This is a genomic window from Pseudomonas marvdashtae, from assembly GCF_014268655.2.
Classification (GTDB): domain Bacteria; phylum Pseudomonadota; class Gammaproteobacteria; order Pseudomonadales; family Pseudomonadaceae; genus Aquipseudomonas; species Aquipseudomonas marvdashtae.
In genome coordinates this window covers 3,824,523-3,848,287 of sequence record NZ_JABWQX020000001.1, presented here as the reverse complement: position 1 = coordinate 3,848,287, position 23,765 = coordinate 3,824,523, and the positions used below count along the sequence as shown (strand labels likewise).

Sequence of the window (23,765 nt, the reverse complement as noted above, 5' to 3'; positions counted from 1 at the left end):
TCGCGATGGCGGTTTGACAGTCGGCCGGGGGGTTGTTGACTGGGTACATATCCATTGCTGCGGTAACGGCTACTTAGGGTTCCGCCCTTACGGCGGCTCACTTTTTTTCAGACGCCAAAAAAAGTAAGCAAAAAAGGCTTGCCCCACCACTCGGTGCCTCGCTTAGGCTCGGCATGCCCTCACTCCGGCATTGCTCCGTGGGCCCGCCGCGAAGGGCCATCCATGGCCCAGCGCGGCTATCCCGGCATCCATGCCGAGATGCCCACTCCACAATACCTGCGTTCGGCCATCGTGGTTAACGGGGCGCCCCAGATCAAAATCAAAAGCGAGGCGGCCTAACAGCCGACCTGGCTTTCCCGGTCGTGCTCGATCTCATTGTGGAGCGGGCTTGCTCGCGAAGGCGGCCTGACAGCCGACCTATCTCCGGCGGCTGTACTTCAATCTCATTGTGGGAGCCTGCTCGCGATTGAGGTGTGTCAGTCACCCTTCAGGTTGCTGATACATTGCCATCGCGAGCAAGCTCGCTCCCACATGGTAGGGGTTGTCTGTCAGAGGGCTGACGCCCGCGCCCAGGCACGCTGCGAGGCGGGCAGTTCAGCAGCGCCGGCCACCGCGCCAATCACCAGGATCGCCGGGCTCTTGAGTTGAAACGCGCTGGCATCGGCTTCCATCGAGGCCAGGTCGCTGCGGCAGTCGCGCTGGTGGGGCAGGGAGGCGTTTTCGATCATGGCCACGGGCGTGTCCGCCGCCAGGCCACCGGCCAACAACTGCTCGCGGATCTCGCTCAGTTTCGCCACGCCCATGTACACCACCAGGGTGGTCCCGCTTTGCGCCAGGGCTTGCCAGTTCAGGCTGCTGCCGTCCTGAGTGTGGGCCGTGACCAGGGTCACGCCCCGGGCGATTCCGCGCAGGGTCAGTGAAATATCGCATTGGGTGGCGCCCGCGAGGCCGGCGGTGATGCCGTTGACCAATTCCACTTCGACCCCATGCTCGCGCAACCACTGCGCCTCTTCACCGCCGCGACCGAAGATGCACGGATCGCCGCCCTTGAGGCGCACCACGCATTTGCCTTGGCGGGCATAACGCAACATCAGCCGGTGAATGAATGCCTGTGGCGTGGACCGGCAGCCGCCGCGCTTGCCCACGGCGATGACGCGTGCAGCGGGGCAATGCTCCAGCACCGCGACGTTGACCAGATCGTCGATCAACACCACATCCGCCTCGCCCAAGGCGCGCACGGCTTTGAGGGTCAGCAATTCAGGGTCGCCAGGACCTGCACCCACCAGCCAGACTTTTGCGTTCATAGTGTTTTCCTCACGAGATCGCGGCCACCGGTTGCGCGGTGGCAACCAGCAGGCGCTTGATTTCAGGTACGCAGGAACCGCATTGCGTGCCGCAACCCAGTTCTTTTTTCAATCCCTGCAAGTCCAAGCCACGCTCGATGCCGGCGCAGATGGCGCGTTGGCTGACGTTCATGCAATTGCAGAGCGTCTTGCCACCGCCCACGGTAGCGCCGACGTTGCCCGGCGGCGCGCTCAGCGGTGCCAGTAACCAACGGCGCAGTTGCTCATCGGCACGGCCTTCCAGCCACAGGTTCTGCAGCCAGTGCCGGGCCAGGGTTTCGCCGGCCAGGCGAATGGCAGTGATACGACCATTTTCGATCCGTACCCGTTTACCGATGGAGCGACGCGGATCGTCATAGGCCAGCACCGGCCCGTCGATCAGCCCCAGTTGTTCGTCGATCGCCTGTAGCAGTTGCGGTTCTGGCGCAACGGCGCTGGCAGCGCGGATCAGCAGCGCGGGGCGTTCGCGTCCAGTCAGGCTCAGGCTGACGTAGGCAAACGCCTCACACAGCGGACGCAGCGTCTCCAGATGCTGCTGAACATCGCCCTCGACCAAGGCGAAAAGTTGCCAAGGCAGGTTCACCGGTTCCAGGCGCACGCCGCTGTGCTTGAGTTCCGGCTGTTTCGACAACGGGTCGAAAGCCGGTTGAGTCAGGGTATTTACGCCGCCCTTGAGAAACCGGTCGCCCCAATGCATGGGCAGGAAGGCTTGGCCAGGGCGAACGCTCTCGTCACTGTCCACTGCCACGATCACGCTGCCGCGACGGCTTTTCAGGCTGACCAGATCGCCGGCTCGCAGACGATGGCGATTCAGTTCGTCCGGATGCAGGCTGAGCACGGCTTCGTTCACATGCCCAAACAATTGCGCAGCGGTGCCGGTGCGGCTCATGCCGTGCCATTGGTCCCGCAGACGACCGGTGTTCAGGGTCAGCGGGTAGCGTGCGTCACGTAGCTCCTTGGCGGCGCGATAGGGTTCGGCCATAAACCGGGCACGGCCACTGTCGGTAGGAAAAATCCCGTCCACATACAAACGCGCCGTTCCAACCGTGGCGCCTTCCGGGAAAGGCCATTGTTGTGGGCCAAGTTGATCGATCAACGCATGGCTGATGCCGGACAGGTCCAGGTCGCGGCCGCGGGTCAGTTGTTTGTATTCATCGAACAGTTGGGCCGGGGCGTCGAAGGCGAACAGGCTGGGTAGGTTCGGGCGCAGGCGTTTTTCCAGGCGCTGTGCGAAATCCACGGTGATGGCCCAGTCCGGACGTGCTTCGCCCGGTGCATTTATTGCCCGGCGAACGTGGGAAATACGCCGTTCGGAATTGGTCACCGAGCCTTCCTTTTCGCCCCAACTGGCCGCCGGCAGCAACAGGTCGGCAAACGCGGCGGTCTCGGTAGTTCGGAAGGCTTCCTGCAACACCACGAACGGGCAGGTTTGCAGGGCTTCGCGCACGGCGGTCTGGTCCGGCATCGATTGGGCCGGGTTGGTGCAGGCGATCCACAGGGCCTTGATCTTGCCGCTGCGCACCTGTTCGAAGAGCTCAATGGCGCTCAGCCCCGGAGTGCTGGGCAGTTGTTCCACGCCCCAATAGCTGGCGACTTCGGCGCGATGCTCAGGATTGCCCGCTTCGCGATGGCCCGGCAGCAGGTTGGACAGACTGCCGGTTTCCCTGCCGCCCATTGCGTTAGGCTGGCCAGTCAACGAGAACGGTCCCGCACCCGGCCGGCCAATTTGGCCGGTGGCCAGGTGCAAATTGATCAGCGCGCTGTTTTTTGCGCTGCCGGCGGTGGACTGGTTCAAGCCCATGCACCACAACGACAGGAAACTCGGGGAGGTGCCGACCCATTCGGCGCACTGGTGCAGTTGCTCGACGCTGATGCCGCACAGTTGAGCGACCATGGTCGGCGTGTAGTCGCGCACCAGATTCTTCAGGTCCGCCAGGCCTTCGGTATGGGCCTTGATGAAGCTGCGGTCGACCCAGTCTTCCCACAGCAGCAAGTGCAAAATCCCATGAAACAAGGCCACGTCGGTGCCCGGCAGAATCGCCAGGTGCAGGTCGGCCAGGTCGCAGGTGTCGGTGCGCCGGGGATCGATGACGATGATTTTCATCTGCGGCCGGCGGGATTTGGCCTCTTCCAGGCGGCGAAACAGGATCGGGTGGGCGTAGGCCATGTTGCTGCCGACAATCATCACGCAGTCGCTCAGCTCCAGGTCTTCGTAGCTGCAGGGTGGGGCGTCGGCACCGAGGCTGCGCTTGTAGCCCACCACGGCGGAGGACATGCACAGCCGCGAATTACTGTCGATGTTGTTGGTGCCCACCAATGCCCGGGCAAGTTTGTTGAAGGCGTAGTAATCCTCGGTCAGCAATTGGCCGGAGATGTAGAACGCCACGCTGTCGGGGCCGTGCTCGGCGATCGTGTCGGCGAAGACGCTGGCGGCGTGATCCAGGGCGCTGTCCCAGTCGGTGCGGCCCCTGGCCAGGCTTTTACCCAGGCGTAGCTCGGGATACAGGGCGCGCGCGGCGAGGTCGCCGGTCAGGTGCAGGGTCGAGCCCTTGCTGCACAGTTTGCCGAAGTTGGCCGGATGGGCGGGATCGCCGCTGACGCCAAGGATGCGCTCGCCGTCATGCTCGATCAGGACGCCGCAACCGACCCCGCAATAACAGCAGGTCGAGGCAGTGATCTGGCGGTTCATCAGCTTGCGTCCCGCAGGGCGAGCATGACCCGGCCGTTCTCGACCCGCGCCGAATGATGATGGGCGCAGCCCACGTCGGGGGCCTGGGCCTGGCCGCTCTCCAGGTCGATCTGCCAGTTGTGCAACGGGCAGGCGACGCGCTTGCCGTAGACCAACCCTTGGGACAGCGGGCCACCCTTGTGCGGGCAACGGTCATCGAGGGCGAACACCTCGTCGTCGCTGGTGCGGAAAATCGCGATGTCGCCTTTCGGGCCATTGATGATGCGCGAACCGAGGATATTGATCTCTTCCAGCGCGCAGATATCCAGCCAGTTCATGCCGGCACCTCCAAGGTCTTCACAGGGATGACTTCGAATTCTTTTTTCAGCTGAGGCTGTTCCAGGCGTTGCTTCCACGGGTCTTGTTCCAGCGACAAGGAAAACTTCAGGCGTTCATGAAGGGCCTTGCGCCGCTCCGGGTCTTCCAACACGGCTTTCTTGATGTGTTCCATGCCGACCCGTTGCATGTAGTGCACGGTGCGTTCCAGGTAAAAGGCTTCCTCGCGGTACAGCTGCAGGAAAGCACCGTTGTATTCGCGGACTTCTTCGGCGGTCTTGAGCTTGACGAAGAACTCGGCGACCTCGGTCTTGATCCCGCCGTTGCCGCCGATGTACATCTCCCAGCCCGAATCGACGCCGATAATTCCCACGTCCTTGATGCCGGCTTCCGAGCAGTTGCGTGGGCAACCGGAGACGGCCAGCTTCACCTTGTGCGGCGACCACATATTGAACAGATCGTGCTCGAGCTCGATGCCAAGCTGGGTGGAGTTCTGCGTGCCGAAGCGGCAGAACTCGCTGCCAACGCAGGTCTTCACGGTGCGGATGGACTTGCCGTAGGCGTGGCCGGACGGCATGTCGAGGTCTTTCCACACGCCGGGCAAATCCTGCTTCTTGATGCCCAGCAGATCGATGCGCTGCCCGCCGGTGACCTTGACCATCGGCACGTTGTACTTGTCGGCCACGTCGGCGATGCGCCGCAGTTCGGAAGGGTTGGTCACGCCGCCCCACATCCGCGGAACCACCGAATAGGTGCCGTCTTTCTGGATGTTGGCGTGGGCCCGCTCGTTGATCAGGCGCGACTGCGGGTCGTCCTGGGCTTCGCCTGGCCAGGTGGAGATCAGGTAATAGTTCAGGGCCGGGCGGCACGTCGCGCAGCCGTTGGGAGTGCGCCAGTTCAAATAGCTCATGGTCCCGGCGATGGTCAGCAGGTGCTGGTCGCGGATCGCCTGGCGGATCTGGCCGTGGTTGAGGTCGCTGCAGCCGCAGATGGCTTTTTCGCTTTTCGGCTTGACGTCCGCCGCACCGCCCACGGTGTTGATCAGGATCTGTTCCACCAGGCCGGCGCAGGAGCCGCAGGAACTGGCGGCCTTGGTGTGTTTTTTCACGTCATCGACGCTGAATAGCCCGTGTTCCTGGATGGCCTTGACGATGGTGCCCTTGCACACGCCGTTGCAGCCGCAGACTTCGGCCGTGTCGGCCATGCTCATGGCTTTGTCCTGGCCTTGGTGGCCTACGTCGCCTAAAGCGTTTTCCCCAAACATCAGGTGATCGCGGATCTCGCTGATGGCGTGGTTCTCACGGATCTGGCGGAAATACCAGCCGCCATCCGCTGTGTCGCCGTACAGGCAGGCGCCGACCAGCACGTCATCCTTGATCACCAGTTTTTTGTAGACGCCACCGATCGGGTCGGAAAGGGTGATGGTCTCGGTGCCTTCGCCACCCATGAAATCCCCGGCGGAGAACAGGTCGATGCCGGTGACTTTCAACTTGGTCGACGTGACCGAGCCCTTGTAAGTGGCGAAGCCCAGTTGCGCGAGGTGATTGGCGCAGACCTTGGCTTGTTCGAACAACGGGGCCACCAAGCCATAAGCCGTGCCACGGTGGCTGGCGCACTCGCCGATGGCATAGACGCGCGGATCGTAGGTTTGCATCGTGTCGTTGACCAGGATCCCGCGGTTGCACGGGATGCCGGATTTTTCCGCAAGTTCGGTGTTGGGGCGGATGCCGGCGGCCATCACCACCAGGTCGGCGGGGATGATGTCGCCGTTCTTGAACTGTACCGAGCCGACCCGGCCATTGCCGGCGTCGTGCAGGGCCTGGGTCTGTTCACACAGGCGGAACTTGAGGCCACGATTTTCCAGGGCGGTTTGCAGCAGTTGGCCGCTGGTCTTGTCCAGTTGCCGTTCCAACAGCCATTCACCGATGTGCACGACGGTCACGTCCATGCCGCGCAACTTCAGGCCGTTGGCCGCTTCCAGGCCCAGCAAGCCGCCGCCGATCACCACGGCGTGCTTGTGAGTCTTGGCGGTGTCGATCATCGCTTGGGTGTCGGCGATGTCGCGGTAGCCAATCACGCCGTCCAGGGTGTTGCCGGGGATCGGCAAGATGAACGGCGTAGAGCCGGTGGCGATCAGCAGGCGGTCGTATTCGGCTTCGCTACCGTCTTCGGCGATGACCCGGCGCTTGATGCGATCGATCTCCACGACTTTGCGGTTGAGCAGCAACTTGATGTTGTTTTCCAAGTACCAGCTCAGGTCGTTGAGCACGATGTCTTCGAACGTTTGCTCCCCGGCCAGCACCGGCGACAGCAGGATGCGGTTGTAATTGGTGTGAGGCTCGGCGCCGAATACCGTGATGTCGTAGAGCTCGTTGCTCAGCTTGAGCAGTTCCTCGAGGGTGCGAACCCCGGCCATGCCGTTGCCGATCATTACCAGTTTGAGTTTTTTCATCAGGGTTCTCCGCAAGCTCAGGTCCGGTTTCATCACGGCGATCGGACTGGCTCGACATTTTTACGAAAACAAAAAAAGGCGTCTCGCTAGTGGCCTAGCGAGGACGCCTTTGTCCTGGTCCCGTTCTCTCGGGAAGCACCGCCTTCATCGTTGGAGGCGTTGCTTTATGTATGGTGAGAGAGGTTATGCAGTGGTTGTGCCAAGTGGCTCGGGGACCCGGATTTATTGGGGCAAGCGAGGGGCGGGCGCGTTGGAGGGGGAGTTATTGCACCGAATCAAAGCGTGTTGCCCGGTAATGGAGCGCGGTGGGGTTGGTGTCATGAATGAAAAACCAGAAACAACAGCACAACATTCACCACCAACGACCCCAGCGCCAACGTCCGCCAGACCTTCAGCGGCTCTCGTTCCAGCAGCGGCCGAGGCCTTACGCTCAAGCTGCGGCGCTCGCCTTGTTCCAGTAGCAATAACCATTCTTCGGCGGTTTCAAAGCGCTGAGCTGGGTCCGCCGCCACCGCGCGATCCAGGCTTAGTCCAAGCCATTCAGGCAGGTCGGGCCGATAACGATGAGCACTCACCGACACGCCAAAGCGCGGACGTTGGAAGGCTTCGATTTCGCCGTAGGGATAATGCCCGGTCAGCAGGTAATACAGCGTCACGCCGACGGCGTACAAATCCTGCTGCGCCGTAGGCAATGTGCCGCCGAACGCCTCCGGAGCGATGTAGCTGGGCGTGCCGGGCAAGACGTTGGCCTGGTCTTCGGACAGGCCCGGGCAGTACGCCAAGCCGAAATCCAGCAAGCGCAATTCCCCGTCGTCGCCCAGGTGCAGGTTTTCCGGCTTGATGTCGCGGTGATAAATCTGCCGGCGATGCAGTAGGCCGACCGCCCGTACCAGCCGTTGCGCCAGGTCCAGCCACTGGGCCAGGGGCAACGGCCCGCCCTGGCTGAACAGCTCGGCCAGGGTCTCGCCCTGGTATTCGCGCATCACGTAGTACAAATGCTGGCGCTGGGGCACGCCGTGCACTTCCGGAAACTGCCTGCCCGCGACGCGCTTGAGAAACCATTCTTCCGACAATAACGCTTGCCCGGCCCGGCTATCGTCTCGCAGGTGCACGGGCAAGGTTTTCAGCAGCCAGGGTTGGCCCTGACCGTCGTGGACCCGGTAGAGCAACGACTGCTGGCTCTGGCCGAGCAGGCTCTCGATCTGCCAGCCCTCGAACACTTGGCCCGGTTTCAACGCAGGCGGCAGGGGCCATTGCTGCAATTGGATCAGCGCATCGCCGATGCTGGCTTCGCCCAAGGCATCGACGCGCACCAGCAGGGCACTGGCGTTGTCCTGGCTCCCGGCCAGATGCGCGGCGTTGACCAAGGTCTGCGCCGCGAGATTCAGGTCCGGCTGGTCACGAAGGATGCCGGCAATGGCCGTATCCCCCAAAACCGCCCAGACGCCGTCGCTGAGCAGCACGAAGGTTTCATCGGTGCGCAATTCACCGTCGAGGAAGTCCAGGATCAGATGCTGATCCAAGCCCAGGGCACGCTTGAGCACATGTTGCATGCCCTGTTGTTCCCAGACATGGTCTTCGCTGACCCGTTGCAGATGATCGGCGTGCCAGCGATAGACCCGGCAATCGCCGACATGGGCGAGGGTGAAGCGTCGACCCCGCAGGACCAGCGCGCTGACGGTGGTGAGCAGCGGTTGCCCGCCACCGTTGGCCTGCAACCAGCGATTTTGAGCCAGCAGCAGCCGGTCGAGCGCTTGGGCCACGCCCCAGGTCTGCGGGGTGGAATAGTAATCCAGGGCCAGGGCCTGCAAGGTCGAACGGGCGGCCAATCCGCCGTCGGCGCATTGGCTCACGCCGTCGGCGATGGCGAACAGGTAACCTTTGCTGGCGGCCAGCGCCGGGGCCGGGGTGACCAGGCGCAGGGCGTCCTGGTTTTCCTCCCGTGGGCCGATAGCGCTGGCTTCGGCGAAACTCAGTTGCAGGCTCATGGTGACCGGTTATACCCGAGCCGCGGTGACCGCTGCCGAACCCCAGGTGGTTCTCCAGCGACGTTTCACGCCATACAGGCCGAACCAGGCCAGCACACCGAGGCTGGCGAACAACCACAGCGCCAGTTGATAGCTGCCGGTGCTCTGCTTGATCGCGCCCATGCCCGCCGCGAGGGCGAAGCCGCCGATGCCGCCGGCCATGCCGATCAAGCCGGTCATCACGCCGATCTCGCGGCGGAAGCGTTGTGGCACCAGTTGGAACACTGCGCCGTTGCCCGCACCCAAGCCGAGCATGGTGCAGACGAACAGGGCCAGCGCCGCATAGGAGCTCGGCAGGTTGAAGCCGACCGCGGCGATGCAGACAGCCGCCACGGTGTACATGCCCAGCAAGGTGCGGATGCCGCCGAAACGGTCCGCCAGCGCGCCGCCCAATGGACGCATCAGGCTGCCACCGAACACGCAGGCCGCGGTGTAGTAGCCGGCGGTGACCGGGCTCAGGCCATATTGGTCGTTGAAGTAGCCGGGCAGGGCGCTGGCCAGGCCGATGAACCCGCCAAAGGTCACACTGTAGAAGAACATGAACCACCAGCTGTCACGGTCGCCCAAGGCCTTGAGGTAGTCGGCCATGGATTTGGCTTTCGGCCGCTCCGGAGCGTTCTTGGCCAGCCAGGCAAAGAGCACCAGGGTGATCACCAGTGGGATCACCGCGAAGCCGAACACGTTGGTCCAGCCGAAGGCCACGGCCATGACCGGTGCGATCAACGCGGCGAGCACGGTGCCTGAGTTACCCGCACCGGCGATGCCCATGGCCTTGCCCTGATGCTGCGGCGGATACCACTGGGACGCCAACGGCAGGGCGACGGCGAACGAAGCGCCGGCGACACCCAGGAACAGGCCCAGCAGCAGTGCTTGTTCGTAGCTGTGGATGCCCAGTTTCCAGGCGCAGAACAGCGCACCGATCACAATCACCTGGCCGACCATGCCGGCGGTCTTGGGTGAAATCCGGTCGGCCAGCAGGCCCATGAACAGTCGCAGCACGGCGCCGGCCAGGATCGGTGTCGCCACCATCAGGCCGCGCTGTTGGGTGGTCAAGTGCAGGTCGGCGGAGATCTGTACCGCCAGTGGACCGAGCAGGTACCAGACCATGAAGCTCAGGTCGAAATAGAGGAAGGCCGCGAACAATGTCGGGGTGTGGCCGGATTTCCAGAAGCTTGAATTCATCGCGCACCTCAGCTGTAAAAGTCTCGAGAAATGAGTCAGTGCTTTGAGCAGTGCGCCGCCTGTGGTCGCACCACCGGTCCCGGAGGACCAAAACAAAAAAACGCCGCAACCCTGAGCACCCGGAGGCGAAGAGGATGTGCGACGTCTTTGTCGTAGGTGGGGCAACCGCCGTTGGTTACCTGTGGAGTTGCTTAAGCGAGATCTGTGCCAACCTAGTCATGATCGTTGCCACGGAGCGTGGGGACGATCATCCATGGAAGGGGGCTTTCAGCCCAGCAACTCATTCATTGCGATGATCTGCTCCGCCACCTGGATCAGCTTCTGCTGGCGGCTCATGGCTTGGCGGCGCATCAGGGTGTAGGCCTGTTCCTCGTTGCAGTCCTTCATCTTCATCAGCATGCCCTTGGCCAGTTCGATGCGTTTGCGTTCGGCCAGTTGCTGGTCCCGGGCCAGGAGCTGGGCGCGCAGGGCCTGGTCGCTTTCGAAGCGGGCCATGGCGACGTCGAGGATCGGTTGCAGCCGCGCGGCATGGATGCCTTCGACAATGTAGGCGCTAACACCCGACTTGATCGCCTGACGCATCACATCCGGGTCGTGCTCGTCGGTAAACATGACGATCGGTCGTGGCTGGTCGCGACTGACCAGCACCACTTGTTCCATCACATCGCGGCCGGGTGACTCGGTATCGATCAGGATGACGTCCGGACGCACTGTTTCGACGCGCGCGGGCAGGTCGATGGTCAATCCGGATTCGTCGATCACTTCGAACCCGGCTTCAATCAAGGCAGCCTTTAGGCGGCCGACTTTTTTCGCAGTGTCGTTGATCAGCAGGATACGCAGCATGGTCGTGGCTCCTGTCAGCGGCTGGCGAGAAGGGGAGCCGCATCGCTCAGGGCGTGCAGTTTGAAGCCGCGGGCATACCCGGCCGGGTCGGAACCGTCCCAGGTGGTGCCGTCGATCAGTTGACTGCTGCGCATGTCCTGGCGCGGCGATGAAACGCCCAGCGCCTCGGCGGCCTCCCGATACAACCCGAGCTGCTGGACTTGCCGGGCCACGGCCAGGTAGTCCGGGTCTTCGCGCAACAGGCCCCAGCGGCGGAACTGGGTAATGAACCACATGCCATCGGACAGGTACGGCAGGTTGACCTCGCCGCCGCCATGAAAACGCATGGCGTGAGGATCTTGCCAACTATTGCCCAGGCCGTCGGCGTAGATGCCCAGCAGGCGCGGCTCGATGCAGTCCAGTGGCGCGTCGAGGTATTCGGGGGCGCTCAACAATTGCGCGGTGCTGCGGCGGTTTTCAGTGCTTTGTTCGATGAAACGGCTGGCTTCGAGGATCGCCATCACCAGCGCCCGGGCGGTATTGGGGTATTGCTCGACGAACGCACGGGTGCAGCCGAGGACTTTTTCCGGATGGTCGGGCCAGATGGTCTGGGTGGTCGCCAGGGTAAACCCGAGGTTCTGCTTCACCGCGCTGGCGCACCAGGGCTCGCCGACACAAAATCCGTCGATACGCCCGGCTTGCAGGTGCGCGATCATCTGCGGAGGCGGTACGACCACGCTGTCGACATCCGACAGTGGATGAATGCCCTGGGCGGCGAGCCAATAGTAGAGCCACATGGCATGGGTGCCGGTGGGAAAGGTCTGGGCGAAGGTCAGTTTCGGGCGAGTTTGGTGCACGTGCTGTTCCAGTGCCTCAGGACTGGTCACGCCTTGGGCCTGGAGGCCATGGGAGAGGTTGATGCTCTGGCCATTCTGGTTGAGTCCCATCAGCACGGCCATGTCCGTTGGTGCGACGCCGCCGATGCCCAGGTGCACGGCGTAGATCAGGCCGTAAAGGCTGTGGGCGGCATCGATTTCGCCACTGACCAGCTTGTCCCGCAGGTTGGCCCAGGACGCCTGGCGCTTGAGGTTCAGGGTCAGGCCGTAGGGCTGGGCGAAACCCTGGGTCGCGGCGACGACCAGCGGGGCACAGTCGCTCAAGGCCATGAACCCGAGATTGACCGCGCTCTTTTCCGGGGCATCGCTGCCGTTGACCCAAGCCAGGGGCGTGGCTGGAATTTCATTCATCGGTATCACCTTCCACATCAAAAAAGCGCCGTGTCCTGGCCAAGAAGGCCGAACGACGACGCTGCTGTCCTTTGAAACAGTGCGACACTCATTCCGTCGTTGGCATGGGGCGCTGATGACCAAAAGGGTGCAAGGCATATGCCAGTGCCGTCGGATTGTGCGCACGCCTCGCTTGCGCCGCCGTTGCCCGGCTATAATCGCCGCCTCATTTCGTCGCCCGAGTCAAAGCCGCCCATGTACACCCTGGCCCGTGAACTGCTGTTCAAACTCTCCCCGGAAACTTCCCACGACCTGTCCCTGGACTTGATCGGCGCGGGCGGACGCCTGGGCCTCAATGGGCTGCTGTGCAAAGCCCCGGCAAAATTGCCGGTGACGGTCATGGGCCTGGAATTCCCCAACCCGGTCGGATTGGCGGCGGGCCTGGACAAGAACGGCGCGGCCATCGACGGCTTCGCCCAGTTGGGGTTCGGTTTTGTGGAAATCGGCACCGTCACGCCGCGACCACAGCCGGGCAACCCCAAGCCACGGATCTTCCGTCTGCCGCAAGCCGAGGCGATCATCAACCGCATGGGCTTCAACAACCTGGGCGTCGATCATCTGCTGGCCCGTGTGGCCGCGGCCAAATACAACGGCGTGCTGGGCATCAACATCGGCAAGAACTTCGACACGCCGGTGGAGCGCGCCGTCGACGACTACCTGATCTGCCTGGACAAGGTCTACGCCCACGCCAGCTACGTGACCGTCAACGTCAGTTCGCCCAACACACCGGGGCTGCGCAGCCTGCAATTCGGTGATTCCCTCAAGCAGCTGCTGGCCGACTTGGCCCGGCGTCGTGCGGAACTGGCCTTGACCCACGGCCGGCATGTGCCACTGGCGATCAAGATCGCCCCGGACATGACCGACGAGGAGACCACCCAGGTGGCCCAGGCCCTGATCGAGACGGGCATGGACGCGGTGATCGCCACCAACACGACCCTGGGACGCGAAGGCGTCGAAGGGCTGGACCACGGTGACGAGGCGGGCGGCTTATCTGGCGCGCCCGTGCGTGACAAGAGCACCCACACCGTGAAGGTGCTGGCGGCTGAATTGGCGGGGCGCTTGCCAATCATCGCGGCGGGGGGGATTACCGAAGGCAAGCATGCCGCCGAGAAGATCACCGCCGGAGCGAGGCTGGTGCAGATCTATTCGGGCTTTATCTACAAAGGGCCGGCGTTGATTCGTGAATCGGTGGATGCGATTGCGGCGTTGAGGTGATTCCTTAGGTTGGTGAGGGCCATTTGTGGCGAGGGGATTTAGCGAAACGTCGCACCGCCCCGCTGGGGCGCGAAGCGGCCCTTATTACCAGCGTCTCGGTGTGTCAGGTTTATTGGGTAGAGCCGTCTTGGGGCTGCTTCGCAGCCCAGCGGGGCGGTGCGACGTTTCGCTAAATCCCCTCGCCACATCAGTGTTTACAGCCCGAGTTCACCAACCCCAAGGCATTAAAAAGGGCTCCTCGAAGGAGCCCCTTGGGCCGTAGCCCGCCGCCCGGATGGGACGTGCGTGGTTAAATCGATATGGGTTTCAAATTGTCGAGTTCTTGAGTATTGAGCCCTGTGTCAGCCGACGGCGTGAAGTTCGTTGAGTCTGTGGATACCCGCAGTGCCGGTCATACCGTCCCAGTTGTCGCCGCGTCCTTCTCGCCAGCCATTGATCCAGGCTTGACGTACTGACGGTAGAGTAAAGGGGCAAAGCTCACGGGATTTACCACCAACGCCATATTGGTAACCGCGTAAAAATGCTCTTTCCAACGGATCACGCTTAAGTCTTCTCATAGGGTGTTGCCCTCACTTGTTGACTGTTGCTTAGCGTCGACCTCAATCGAGGTCGGGGCAGAATCATTCTGCCGTTGGTGGCTCGTTGCCGGCGTGACGAGCCAAGGTGTCGGCGCCGTTGCGACGCCAACCTGTGGTGAGTTCTAACCAAAGCGTCACACGGATGGAATGATCGTTTTGTCATAAGCACGTAACAATAAAGATGCTAGTGCGATAAGTAACATGATGTTCAGCACCCGCTTTTGCGCAAGACCCCTGTATGATCAGCCCTGCGCCGAAGGGCGGTCCCCGCGTTCGAATGAGAATGTCCCCCTGTTGCACTCAGGTACTATTCGACGAAAGGGACGCGTTTTCACAATTTGTTGCACAGAATTTTTTATCTGCCTTCGCATCTAAGCTTTTTAAACCTGAGCGGCGGGGGCGGAACGGCACACGTTCGTGCCACGCGGGTGCTCTTGAGAAAAGCACCTGATTGAACCCGGCCCGGCAATGCGTTGCCCGGTCCACTTAGCCAAAGGCTCTGGAAATCCCCATGTCCGATCGTTTCGAACTCTTCCTCACCTGCCCCAAGGGCCTCGAAGGCCTGCTGATCGAGGAAGCCGTCGGGCTTGGCCTTGAAGAGGCGCGCGAGCACACCTCGGCCGTGCGCGGCATGGCCGACATGGAAGCGGCCTATCGCCTGTGCCTGTGGTCGCGCCTGGCCAACCGCGTGTTGCTGGTCCTCAAGCGCTTCCCGATGAAGGACGCCGAAGACCTGTACCACGGCGTGCTGGACGTCGATTGGCAAGATCATATGCTGGCCGATGGCACCCTGGCGGTAGAGTTCAGCGGACACGGCTCGGGCATCGACAACACCCATTTCGGCGCCTTGAAGGTCAAGGACGCCATCGTCGACAAGCTGCGTACGCCATCGGGCGAGCGGCCGTCCATCGACAAGCTCAACCCGGACCTGCGCATCCACCTGCGCCTGGACCGTGGCGAAGCGATCCTCTCCCTCGACCTTTCCGGCCACAGCCTGCACCAGCGTGGTTATCGCTTGCAGCAAGGTGCCGCGCCGCTGAAGGAAAACCTCGCCGCCGCGATTCTGATTCGCTCCGGTTGGCCGCGCATTGCCGCCGAAGGCGGGGCGCTGGCCGACCCGATGTGCGGTGTCGGCACCTTCCTGGTGGAAGCTGGCATGATCGCCGCCGACATGGCGCCGAACCTGCGTCGCCAGCAGTGGGGCTTTACCGCCTGGCTCGGCCACGTGCCGGCGCTGTGGAAGAAGCTTCATGAAGAGGCCACCGAACGCGCTGCCGCCGGGCTGGCCAAGCCACCGCTGTGGATTCGCGGCTACGAAGCCGACCCACGGCTGATCCAGCCGGGCCGCAACAACGTCGAGCGTGCAGGCCTGAGCGAGTGGATCAAGATCTATCAGGGCGAAGTCGCCACCTTCGAGCCGCGTCCGGACCAGAACCAGAAAGGCCTGGTGATCTGCAACCCACCCTACGGCGAGCGCCTGGGCGACGAAGCCAGCCTGCTTTACCTCTACCAGAACCTTGGCGAGCGCCTGCGCCAAGCCTGTCTGAACTGGGAGGCGGCGGTGTTCACCGGCGCCCCCGACCTGGGCAAGCGCATGGGCATTCGCAGCCACAAGCAGTATTCGTTCTGGAACGGCGCCTTGCCGTGCAAACTGCTGCTGATCAAGGTCCTGCCGGACCAGTTCGTCACCGGCGAGCGGCGCACGCCGGAACAGCGTCAGGCCGAGCGTGAGCAGGCCGCCTACGATCAAACCCCGGAAGTACCGCAAGAGCGCCAGTACAACAAGAACGGCAACCCGATCAAACCCGCTCCGGCGCCGGCCCCTGTGGTCGAGTTGGCGCGGTTGAGCGAAGGCGGGCAGATGTTCGCCAATCGCCTGCAGAAAAATCTCAAGCTGCTGAGCAAGTGGGCCAAGCGTGAAGGCGTCGACTGCTACCGGGTCTACGATGCGGATATGCCGGAATACTCCATGGCGATCGACCTGTACCACGATTGGGTGCACGTCCAGGAGTACGTCGCGCCGAAGTCCATCGATCCGGAAAAGGCCTCGGCCCGATTGTTCGATGCCCTGGCGGCCATTCCCCAAGCCTTGAACGTCGACAAGAGCCGTGTCGTCATCAAGCGCCGCGAGCGTCAGAGCGGCACCAAGCAGTACGAGCGCCAGAGTGCCCAGGGCAAATTCACCGAGGTCAACGAAGGCGGCGTAAAGCTGTTGGTCAACCTCACCGACTACCTGGACACCGGGCTGTTTCTCGACCATCGGCCGATGCGCCTGCGGATCCAGAAAGAGGCGGCCGGCAAGCGCTTCCTGAACTTGTTCTGCTACACCGCGACCGCCAGCGTCCACGCCGCCAAGGGCGGTGCCCGGAGCACCACCAGTGTCGACCTGTCGAAAACCTACCTGGACTGGGCTCGACGCAACCTGTCGCTCAATGGTTTTTCCGACAAGAACCGCCTGGAACAGGGTGATGTCATGGCGTGGCTGGAAGCCAGTCGCGACGAGTACGACCTGATCTTCATCGACCCGCCGACCTTCTCCAACTCCAAGCGCATGGAAGGCGTGTTCGACGTGCAGCGCGACCACGTCCAGCTGCTTGACCTCGCCATGGCGCGCCTGGCGCCGGGCGGCGTGCTGTATTTCTCCAACAACTTCCGTAAGTTCCAGCTCGAGGACAACCTGGGTGAGCGTTACGCGGTTGAGGAAATCACCGCCAAGACCATCGATCCGGATTTTGCCCGCAACAGCAAGATTCACCGCGCATGGAAGATCATGGCGCGCTGATGTTCGGCTGATTGGATCCAGGCAGGCCTTGAAACTCAAGGCTCTTGGATCGTCTGGGGCTGGCTAAAGTGGTGGCAAATAGCTATAACTGAGAGCGTGACCGGGGCTGTACACAAGGCCGGTCCTTTCTGAGTTATGTGTATGGCATTACATCAGGTGCGTCCCAGGATCCTGGGCTTTATCAGCGAAGATGTTTCAGCATGGCTCGTGGCTGCAGTGGTCCTGATGGTGGGCTCGCTGCTGACCGGACTGCTGGCCTGGGGCACGCTGAGCCAGTTCAATCGCCAGTTGCGCCAGCGCTTTGAACTGTTGGTCGAGGAGCGCTATAGCCGCCTCGAAGAACGTTTCCAGGATCAGGAACAACGCCTCGACAGTCTGAGGCGCTTCTTCGCCAACTCCGCCGGGGTTTCCAGCACGGAGTTCCACGGCTACACCGAAGCGTTGCTGCGGCGCACCCGGGCCTTCGCCTGGGCGCCTCGGGTGGCGCGGGAGGAGCGCCAAGCGTTTGAACAACGAGCGCGGGCCGAAGTGTCGAGCACCTTTACCGTTCGTGAGCGGGACGAGGCCGGGATCCTGCGCGAGTCCGCCGAACGGGACGAATACGTGCCGGTGCTGTACGTCCAGAGCCAGCCATCCTATGGCGCGCCGCTGGGCTTGGATTTGCTGTCGCATCCACTGCGCCGTGTCACGCTCGAGCGGGCCCGCCAGCGTAACGCCTTGGTGGTTTCCGAGCCTATCGACCTGATAGGCGTCGATCCGGCCTTTTCCCGGGGTGTCATGCTGGCAGCGCCCGTCCTCGGCCCATCGGCCAGCGAACCGTTCGGTTATGTGGTGGCGGCCATCAGCATGCGCCAGTTGGTCGCCGATGGCCTGCCGGAGGCTGGCGATGACAACCTGTCGATGCGTGTGCTTGACGCCGCCCACGGCGAACTTCCAGAAGTCCTGTTCGAAACCTCGAACCGTCCGGGCAAAAGCGATTTGTCGGCAGCACGGCCGTTGCGCCTCGGCGACCATGACTTTCGCGTAGAGCTGCGGCCCAGTCGTCTGTTCCTGTCAAGCAATCACTCCAGCGTGGTGAGCCTGACGGTGCTGGGCGGACTGCTCAGCCTGATGCTCAGCGCCTTGCTCTACACGTTGGTCAGCCAGCGGCAGCGGGCCCTGGCGTTGGTGGACCAACGCACCCGGGAACTGCATGCCCGGGAATCGGAATTACGTGGCACTCACGGCCAATTGAAGGGCGTGCTCGATGCCGCGACCCAAGTCGCGATCATCGCCACCGACCTGCGGGGCATCATCACCACGTTCAACGCCGGCGCCGAGCAGATGCTCGGTTACCAGGGCTGCGACGTTTTGCAAAGCATGACCCTGGAAAGCCTCCACGTTCCCCGCGAATTGCAGGAGCGGTCCGCACAGTTGGCGGCCCGCTTCGGCAAACCGATCCCCACGTGCCATGCGATGCTGCTCGAGGGCGGCGAGCAGGGCGGCCAACAGGCGCGGGAATGGACTCTGGTGCGCCGCGACGGCAGCCACTTGACGGTCAACATGCTGGCCACGCCAGTGCTCGACGACCAAGGGCTTTGGGTCGGGCACCTGGCGATCTGCATCGACGTCACCGAACGCAAGCGTGTCCATGAGGCATTGGCCGCGCGGGATATCTTGCTGAAGAAGCTCAGCGCCCACGTTCCCGGCGGCATCTACCAATTCAAAATGGATTTCAACGGCGGATTCAGCGTGATCTACGCCAGCGATGGCATTCGCGACATCTATGAACTGGAACCTGACGTGCTGGTGCGAAACGCCGAAGCGATTTTCTCGCGAATCCATTCGTTGGACAGCGCACGGGTGCGCGCTTCCATCCGCATCTCGGCTGACACCCTGAGCCCTTGGCGTGAAGAGTACCGGGTGCAACTGCCACAGCGCGGCTTGCGCTGGGTGCGCGGCGAGGCAACACCCGAACAGTTGCCCGGCGGCGGGGTGTTGTGGCACGGCTATGTTTCGGATATTTCCGACCTCAAGCGCGTGGAGGAGGAGCTGCGGGCGCTGTCCGTGACCGATGCCTTGACCGGTATTCGCAACCGGCGTTATTTCCAGGAGCGCCTGACCTCGGAGATGGTCCGGGTTGAACGCGGTTCCGGAGAACTCACGGTCATCATGCTCGACATCGATCACTTCAAGCGCGTCAATGATCAGTATGGCCATGCGGTGGGCGATCGGGTGCTGCAAGCGGTCTGCCAGCGAATCATCCAGCGACTGCGCCGCACCGATGTGTTCTGTCGCTTGGGTGGGGAAGAGTTCGTGGTGCTGTGCCCCGACACGGACGCCGAAGACGCCTACACCCTGGCGCTGGGATTATGGGACGGCCTTCGCGGGGCGCCGATCGACGGCGTGGGGGTGATCACCGCCAGTTTCGGCATTGCCAGCTGGCGCGCCGGCGAAGGCGCCGATGCGCTGCTGTTGCGGGCCGACTCCGGAGTGTACGCGGCGAAGCAGGCTGGACGGGATCGAGTCGAGGCGCAGCTGGGGTAGCCATTAGCCTGGATAAAGTCGATTACGGTGGGAGTGAGCAAGCCCACTCCCGGCTTGATTTTATGCGATCAGAGCACCGAAGCCGTCTGCGGCAGTTTCGGCTGGCGGTACAGGTCCAGCAGCACCTGGTCCAAAACCGATGAAGCGCCCCAGGGTTTCGGATCGTTGAGGATCGCAACCACTGCCCAGGTATTGCCGTTGATGTCGCGGCTGTAGCCGGCGATGGCGCGGACGGTGTTCAGCGTGCCGGTCTTGACGTGGGCTTCGCCGGCCATGGCGGTGGTCTTCAGGCGTTTGCGCATGGTGCCGTCGGTGCCGGCAATCGGCATCGAACTGATGAACTCCGCCGAATACGGACTGCGCCAGGCGGCTTGCAGCATCGCCGCCATTTCCCGGGCGCTGACCCGTTCGGCACGGGACAGGCCCGAGCCGTTTTCCATCACCAGGTGCGGCGCGGTGATGCCTTTCTTCGCCAGCCACTGGCGCACCACCCGTTGCGCGGCCTTGGCGTCGTCACCGTCGGCCTCGTTGCGATACTGCGCGCCCAGGCTCAGGAACAGTTGCTGGGCCATGGTGTTGTTACTGTATTTGTTGATGTCGCGGATGATCTCCGCCAGGTCCGGCGAAAATGCCCGGGCCAGCAGCTTGGCGCTATTCGGGGTCGCGGCCAGGCGGTCCTTGCCTTGGATGCTGCCGCCCAACTCTTTCCAGATCGCCCGCACGGCGCCAGCGGTGTAGGTGGCATGGTCGAGCAACGAGAGGTAGGTCTGGGAGCTGCAGCCCTCGCCGAGTTGACCGCTGACGGTCACCGTCATGCTGCCGTCCGCCTGGGGCACCGGGTTGTAGCGCACGCCGCCGGTGCATTGTTTGGAATTGGCGGCCTTGACCACGTTTTCGATACGAATACTGGCGATTGGCGGCTCGACCGAGACCAGCACCCGGCCACCGTCGTTGCGGGCGACGAAGCGCAGCGCCTTGAGGTTGACCAGCAGCGAATCGGGCTTGACCAGGAAGGGTTTGTTTTCGTCATTGCCGTCGTCGTTGAACTCGGGCAACTGCGGTTGGATGAAAAAGCTGCGGTCCAGCACCAGGTCGCCGGTAATTTGCTGCACGCCGTTGGCCCGCAGGTCGCGCATCAGCAGCCAGAGCTTTTCCATGTTCAGCTTGGGATCGCCGCCGCCCTTGAGGTACAGGTTGCCGTTGAGGATCCCGCCGCTGAGGGTGCCGTCGGTATAGAACTCGGTCTTCCATTGATGATTGGGGCCGAGCATCTCCAGGGCTGCGTAAGTCGTCACCAGTTTCATGGTGGACGCCGGATTCACCGAGACATCGGCGTTGTACAACGTCGGGGTGCCCGGGCCGTTGAGCGGCACCAGCACCAGTGACAGGGCGTTGTCTTGCAGTTTGCTGTTCTTGAGGGCCTTTTGCACATTGGGCGAAAGGGCGGTGTTGATGGTGGCAGCGTGGATATTGACGGGAAGGGCCAAAGGAAAAAGAAGACTGGCCAGAAGCAGTGGGCGCAAAGATTTGATCATTTGAAATAAAACCCTACAGGCGAGGGGAAAAAGACGAGGACATGGAAATGAACGCCCTCAACGGTCATGAAAGTGTCGGCATTATGCCCCAAGGCGCAACGGCTTGTGCCGTGCCCAAGCCCATCGAAGCGGTATTTTTTTACCGACGGTAGACGGACATGCCCGATGAGTCGGGCAAACGACGCATCAAACTGGTAAAGTGCCGGCCGTTATTACTTATGAGGATTGTTCCAATGGCGACTAACCGTTCCCAGCGTCTGCGCAAAAAACTGTGCGTGGATGAATTTCAAGAGCTGGGTTTCGAACTGAACCTGGATTTCAAAGAAGATCTGGCCGATGAGGCTATTGACGCTTTCCTCGACGCTTTCCTGAAAGAGGCCATGGAAGCCAACGGCCTGGGCTACGTCGGCGGCGACGACTACGGTCTGGTTTGCTTGCAGAAGCGTGGCTCGGTGACCGAAGAGCAGCGCGCTGCTGTTGAAGCCTGGCTCAAGGCACGTCCTGAGCTGACCAGCGTTGAAGTCAGCGCGTTGCTGGACGTCTGGTACCCGGAAAAGCCGATCAATCCGGTCGCTTGATTTTCCGATGATGTTCCGAAACCGGCAGCCCGTCTGGGCGCCGGTTTTTTTGTGCCTGTCTGTTGGGGTGATCGTTCCCACGCTCCGCGTGGGAATGCCTCTAGGGACGCTCCGCGTCCAGTGACGCGGAGCGTCACGGCTGCATACCCATCTTTTTTAGGCGCTACGCCAGTTCAGGATCAGCAAGGTCAACACCCCCGCCACAATCCCCCAGAACGCCGAACCGATGGAAAACAGCGTCAGCCCCGACGCCGTGACCATGAAGGTAATTAACGCTGCCTCCCGCTCTTTCGCTTCGCTCATGGCGATGCTCAGGCCATTGATGATCGATCCGAACAGTGCCAAGGCCGCGATCGAAAGCACCAGTTCCTTGGGCAGCGCGGCGAACAGCGCCGCCAGTGTCGCGCCGAACACCCCGGCGATCCCGTAGAAAATCCCGCACCAGACCGCCGCCGTGTAGCGCTTGTCGCGATCTTCGTGGGCGTGTGGCCCGGTGCAGATCGCTGCGCTGATGGCCGCCAGGTTAATCCCGTGGGAACCGAACGGTGCCAGCAGCAGCGAGGCGATGCCGGTGCTGGTGATCAATGGCGATGCTGGCACGTTGTAGCCGTCGGCGCGCAGCACGGCGATGCCGGGCATGTTCTGCGAGGTCATCGCCACCACAAACAGCGGAATGCCGATGCTGATGGTCGCTGCCAGGGAAAACTGCGGCGTGGTCCAGACAGGCGTGGCGACTTCAAGGGCGAAGCTGCTGAAATCCAACAGTCCCAGGAAACCCGACAGCGCAGTGCCGACCAGCAACGCCGCGAGCACCGCATAGCGTGGAGACAGGCGCTTGACGATCAGGTAGGTGAAAAACATGCCCAGCACCAGGCCGGTGCGATGCTGGGCGGCGACGAAGATTTCGCTGCCGATCTTGAACAGGATGCCGGCCAGTAACGCCGCCGCCAGCGAGGCCGGAATGCGCTTGACCAGGCGCTCGAAGCTGCCGGTCAGGCCACAGATCGTCACCAGGATCGCGCAGGTGATATAGGCACCGATGGCCTCGCCATAACTCACCCCGCCCAGACTGGTAATCAGCAGTGCCGCGCCCGGCGTCGACCAGGCGATGGTAATCGGCGTGCGATAGCGCAGCGACAGTCCAATGGAGCACACCGCCATGCCGATGGAAATTGCCCAGATCCACGAGGAAATCTGCCCGTTGGTCAGCCCTGCCGCCTGGCCGGCCTGGAACATCAGCACCAGGGAACTGGTATAGCCGGTCATCATGGCGATGAACCCGGCAACGATGGCCGAGGGCGACGTATCGGCCAATGGACGAAGTGGCGTGGTCGTGACTTCGGTCATGGTGGGCGGTGGTCCTTGTTGTAGATTGACTGGCCTTGAGGGCCCCGGGTTTCGGGTTTAAGCCTAAACTCAAGACAGTTGCCGATTGCGATACAGCCATGCCCGCAAACAGCCGTACAGTCGTGTTGCCATCAGAGGTTGTGTACAATCGCCGTGTTTTTTACGCAATACTTGCCAGCGACCCGCTGTGCCGTATTACAGTCACGGTTAAATCGCCGCAGTTCTCCCGACTCGAGTGCCCATGAACGAACAGTTGCAGCCCCTCAAGAAACAACCGCGAGCAGGCAAAGCCGGCCGCAGCGGAACCCAGGACGATATTGTCTATGCGCATATTTTCGAGGCCATCCTCGAACAGCGCCTGGCGCCCGGTACAAAATTGAGCGAAGAGGCGCTGGGGGAAATTTTCGGAGTCAGCCGCACCATCATTCGCCGTGCACTGTCACGCCTGGCCCACGAAGGCGTGGTGTTGTTGCGACCCAACCGCGGCGCGGTGGTGGCCAGCCCGAGTGTCGAAGAGGCGCGCCAGGTGTTCTTTGCCCGGCGCATGGTGGAGAAGGCGATCACTGAACTGGCGGTGCAGCACGCCACTGCCGAGCAGCTTGCCGAGCTGCGGCAGATGGTCAGCGACGAGCGCGACAGCTTTTCCCGCGGTGACCGCGGCGCCGGCATCCGCTTGTCGGGCGAATTCCACCTCAAGCTGGCCGAGGCGGCAAAAAATGCGCCGTTGATCAGCTTCCAGCGCAGCCTGGTTTCCCAGACTTCATTGATCATTGCCCAGTACGAGAGCGGCAACCGTTCCCACTGTTCCTATGACGAACATACCCAGTTGATAGACGCCATCGAAGCCCGCGACGCCGCCTTGGCGGTGAACTTGATGATGCATCACATGGACCACATCGACAGCAAGCTCAACCTCGACGAAGAAAGCGCTTCGGATGACTTGCATGCGGTGTTCTCGCACCTGTTGCAGAGCAAGAAGCCCGGGCGTTCGACGGCCAAGCTGTAACCCCGACTCGGATCGTTCCCACGCTCTGCGTGGGAACGCCTCAACGGACGCTCCGCGTTCGGCTCTTGGGACGCGGAGCGTC

The 23,765-nt window shown here is 62.4% G+C and carries 16 protein-coding genes; 5 read left to right on the top strand and 11 right to left on the bottom strand.

Translation table 11 applies throughout. From position 1 onward, the window contains the following. Positions 1 to 548: 548 nt before the first annotated feature. The 8 genes from cobA to HU742_RS17245 form a co-directional block, all read right to left on the bottom strand. A complete protein-coding gene (gene cobA, locus HU742_RS17280) occupies positions 549 to 1,304 on the bottom strand; it encodes a uroporphyrinogen-III C-methyltransferase (protein ID WP_186636707.1) in 756 nt (251 codons plus the stop codon). A 10-nt stretch (positions 1,305 to 1,314) separates the two neighbouring features. Beyond that, positions 1,315 to 4,032, bottom strand: coding sequence for a nitrate reductase (locus HU742_RS17275; protein ID WP_186636704.1), 2,718 nt, complete (start codon positions 4,030 to 4,032; stop codon positions 1,315 to 1,317). Continuing rightward, positions 4,032 to 4,349, bottom strand: coding sequence for a nitrite reductase small subunit NirD (nirD, locus tag HU742_RS17270; RefSeq protein ID WP_025212685.1), 318 nt, complete (start codon positions 4,347 to 4,349; stop codon positions 4,032 to 4,034). Before nirD ends, HU742_RS17275 begins: the two co-directional genes overlap by 1 nt. Beyond that, positions 4,346 to 6,799, bottom strand: coding sequence for a nitrite reductase large subunit NirB (nirB, locus tag HU742_RS17265; protein WP_186636701.1), 2,454 nt, complete (start codon positions 6,797 to 6,799; stop codon positions 4,346 to 4,348). Before nirB ends, nirD begins: the two co-directional genes overlap by 4 nt. 317 nt (positions 6,800 to 7,116) lie before the next feature. Then, complete coding sequence (locus HU742_RS17260) at positions 7,117 to 8,787, bottom strand: bifunctional protein-serine/threonine kinase/phosphatase (protein WP_186636698.1); 1,671 nt, start codon at positions 8,785 to 8,787, stop codon at positions 7,117 to 7,119. A gap of 9 nt (positions 8,788 to 8,796) precedes the next feature. After that, positions 8,797 to 10,008 carry a nitrate/nitrite transporter gene (locus HU742_RS17255; RefSeq protein WP_186609882.1) on the bottom strand — a complete coding sequence of 404 codons (1,212 nt, stop codon included), beginning with the start codon at positions 10,006 to 10,008 and terminating at the stop codon, positions 8,797 to 8,799. 267 nt (positions 10,009 to 10,275) lie between these two features. Further along, the gene (locus HU742_RS17250; RefSeq protein ID WP_047737436.1) at positions 10,276 to 10,851 is read right to left on the bottom strand and encodes an ANTAR domain-containing response regulator; all 576 of its coding nucleotides are present in this window, start codon (positions 10,849 to 10,851) and stop codon (positions 10,276 to 10,278) included. A 14-nt stretch (positions 10,852 to 10,865) separates the two neighbouring features. Next, entirely contained in the window at positions 10,866 to 12,077 is a 1,212-nt protein-coding gene (locus HU742_RS17245; protein ID WP_186636695.1) for a CmpA/NrtA family ABC transporter substrate-binding protein, read from the bottom strand. A 234-nt stretch (positions 12,078 to 12,311) separates the two neighbouring features. Here HU742_RS17245 and HU742_RS17240 point away from each other — a divergent pair, with 234 nt between their 5' ends. Further along, the gene (locus HU742_RS17240) at positions 12,312 to 13,331 is read left to right on the top strand and encodes a quinone-dependent dihydroorotate dehydrogenase (protein WP_186643137.1); all 1,020 of its coding nucleotides are present in this window, start codon (positions 12,312 to 12,314) and stop codon (positions 13,329 to 13,331) included. A gap of 341 nt (positions 13,332 to 13,672) precedes the next feature. On the opposite strand, the gene rmf is transcribed toward HU742_RS17240, so the two are convergent. Next, positions 13,673 to 13,888, bottom strand: coding sequence for a ribosome modulation factor (gene rmf / locus HU742_RS17235; RefSeq protein WP_003223300.1), 216 nt, complete (start codon positions 13,886 to 13,888; stop codon positions 13,673 to 13,675). Between the two features lie 532 nt (positions 13,889 to 14,420). Here rmf and rlmKL point away from each other — a divergent pair. Next, positions 14,421 to 16,691, top strand: a complete 2,271-nt coding sequence (gene rlmKL, locus HU742_RS17230) for a bifunctional 23S rRNA (guanine(2069)-N(7))-methyltransferase RlmK/23S rRNA (guanine(2445)-N(2))-methyltransferase RlmL (protein WP_186643138.1) — start codon at positions 14,421 to 14,423, stop codon at positions 16,689 to 16,691. 141 nt (positions 16,692 to 16,832) lie between these two features. After that, complete coding sequence (locus tag HU742_RS17225) at positions 16,833 to 19,217, top strand: sensor domain-containing diguanylate cyclase (RefSeq protein ID WP_186643139.1); 2,385 nt, start codon at positions 16,833 to 16,835, stop codon at positions 19,215 to 19,217. 68 nt (positions 19,218 to 19,285) lie between these two features. On the opposite strand, the gene dacB is transcribed toward HU742_RS17225, so the two are convergent. Then, a complete protein-coding gene (gene dacB / locus HU742_RS17220) occupies positions 19,286 to 20,752 on the bottom strand; it encodes a D-alanyl-D-alanine carboxypeptidase/D-alanyl-D-alanine endopeptidase (protein ID WP_186643140.1) in 1,467 nt (488 codons plus the stop codon). Between the two features lie 233 nt (positions 20,753 to 20,985). Here dacB and HU742_RS17215 point away from each other — a divergent pair, with 233 nt between their 5' ends. Continuing rightward, complete coding sequence (locus HU742_RS17215; RefSeq protein ID WP_186643141.1) at positions 20,986 to 21,330, top strand: YggL family protein; 345 nt, start codon at positions 20,986 to 20,988, stop codon at positions 21,328 to 21,330. 156 nt (positions 21,331 to 21,486) lie between these two features. Here HU742_RS17215 and HU742_RS17210 read toward each other — a convergent pair whose 3' ends face one another. Further along, a complete protein-coding gene (locus tag HU742_RS17210; RefSeq protein WP_186636665.1) occupies positions 21,487 to 22,677 on the bottom strand; it encodes a benzoate/H(+) symporter BenE family transporter in 1,191 nt (396 codons plus the stop codon). A gap of 241 nt (positions 22,678 to 22,918) precedes the next feature. On the opposite strand from HU742_RS17210, the gene HU742_RS17205 reads away from it, so the two are divergent. After that, positions 22,919 to 23,683 carry a GntR family transcriptional regulator gene (locus HU742_RS17205; protein ID WP_186636663.1) on the top strand — a complete coding sequence of 255 codons (765 nt, stop codon included), beginning with the start codon at positions 22,919 to 22,921 and terminating at the stop codon, positions 23,681 to 23,683. Positions 23,684 to 23,765: the final 82 nt, after the last annotated feature.

Bases quoted from the DNA above. Each gene is read 5' to 3' on its own strand.
- rmf (WP_003223300.1), bottom strand. From the start codon at position 13,888: ATGAGAAGACTTAAGCGTGATCCGTTGGAAAGAGCATTTTTACGCGGT.
- HU742_RS17250 (WP_047737436.1), bottom strand. From the start codon at position 10,851: ATGCTGCGTATCCTGCTGATCAACGACACTGCGAAAAAAGTCGGCCGC.
- nirD (WP_025212685.1), bottom strand. From the start codon at position 4,349: ATGAACTGGCTGGATATCTGCGCGCTGGAAGAGATCAATATCCTCGGT.
- HU742_RS17215 (WP_186643141.1), top strand. From the start codon at position 20,986: ATGGCGACTAACCGTTCCCAGCGTCTGCGCAAAAAACTGTGCGTGGAT.
- HU742_RS17240 (WP_186643137.1), top strand. From the start codon at position 12,312: ATGTACACCCTGGCCCGTGAACTGCTGTTCAAACTCTCCCCGGAAACT.
- HU742_RS17205 (WP_186636663.1), top strand. From the start codon at position 22,919: ATGAACGAACAGTTGCAGCCCCTCAAGAAACAACCGCGAGCAGGCAAA.
- dacB (WP_186643140.1), bottom strand. From the start codon at position 20,752: ATGATCAAATCTTTGCGCCCACTGCTTCTGGCCAGTCTTCTTTTTCCT.
- HU742_RS17210 (WP_186636665.1), bottom strand. From the start codon at position 22,677: ATGACCGAAGTCACGACCACGCCACTTCGTCCATTGGCCGATACGTCG.
- HU742_RS17275 (WP_186636704.1), bottom strand. From the start codon at position 4,032: ATGAACCGCCAGATCACTGCCTCGACCTGCTGTTATTGCGGGGTCGGT.
- HU742_RS17225 (WP_186643139.1), top strand. From the start codon at position 16,833: ATGGCATTACATCAGGTGCGTCCCAGGATCCTGGGCTTTATCAGCGAA.
- HU742_RS17245 (WP_186636695.1), bottom strand. From the start codon at position 12,077: ATGAATGAAATTCCAGCCACGCCCCTGGCTTGGGTCAACGGCAGCGAT.
- HU742_RS17260 (WP_186636698.1), bottom strand. From the start codon at position 8,787: ATGAGCCTGCAACTGAGTTTCGCCGAAGCCAGCGCTATCGGCCCACGG.
- cobA (WP_186636707.1), bottom strand. From the start codon at position 1,304: ATGAACGCAAAAGTCTGGCTGGTGGGTGCAGGTCCTGGCGACCCTGAA.
- HU742_RS17255 (WP_186609882.1), bottom strand. From the start codon at position 10,008: ATGAATTCAAGCTTCTGGAAATCCGGCCACACCCCGACATTGTTCGCG.
- nirB (WP_186636701.1), bottom strand. From the start codon at position 6,799: ATGAAAAAACTCAAACTGGTAATGATCGGCAACGGCATGGCCGGGGTT.
- rlmKL (WP_186643138.1), top strand. From the start codon at position 14,421: ATGTCCGATCGTTTCGAACTCTTCCTCACCTGCCCCAAGGGCCTCGAA.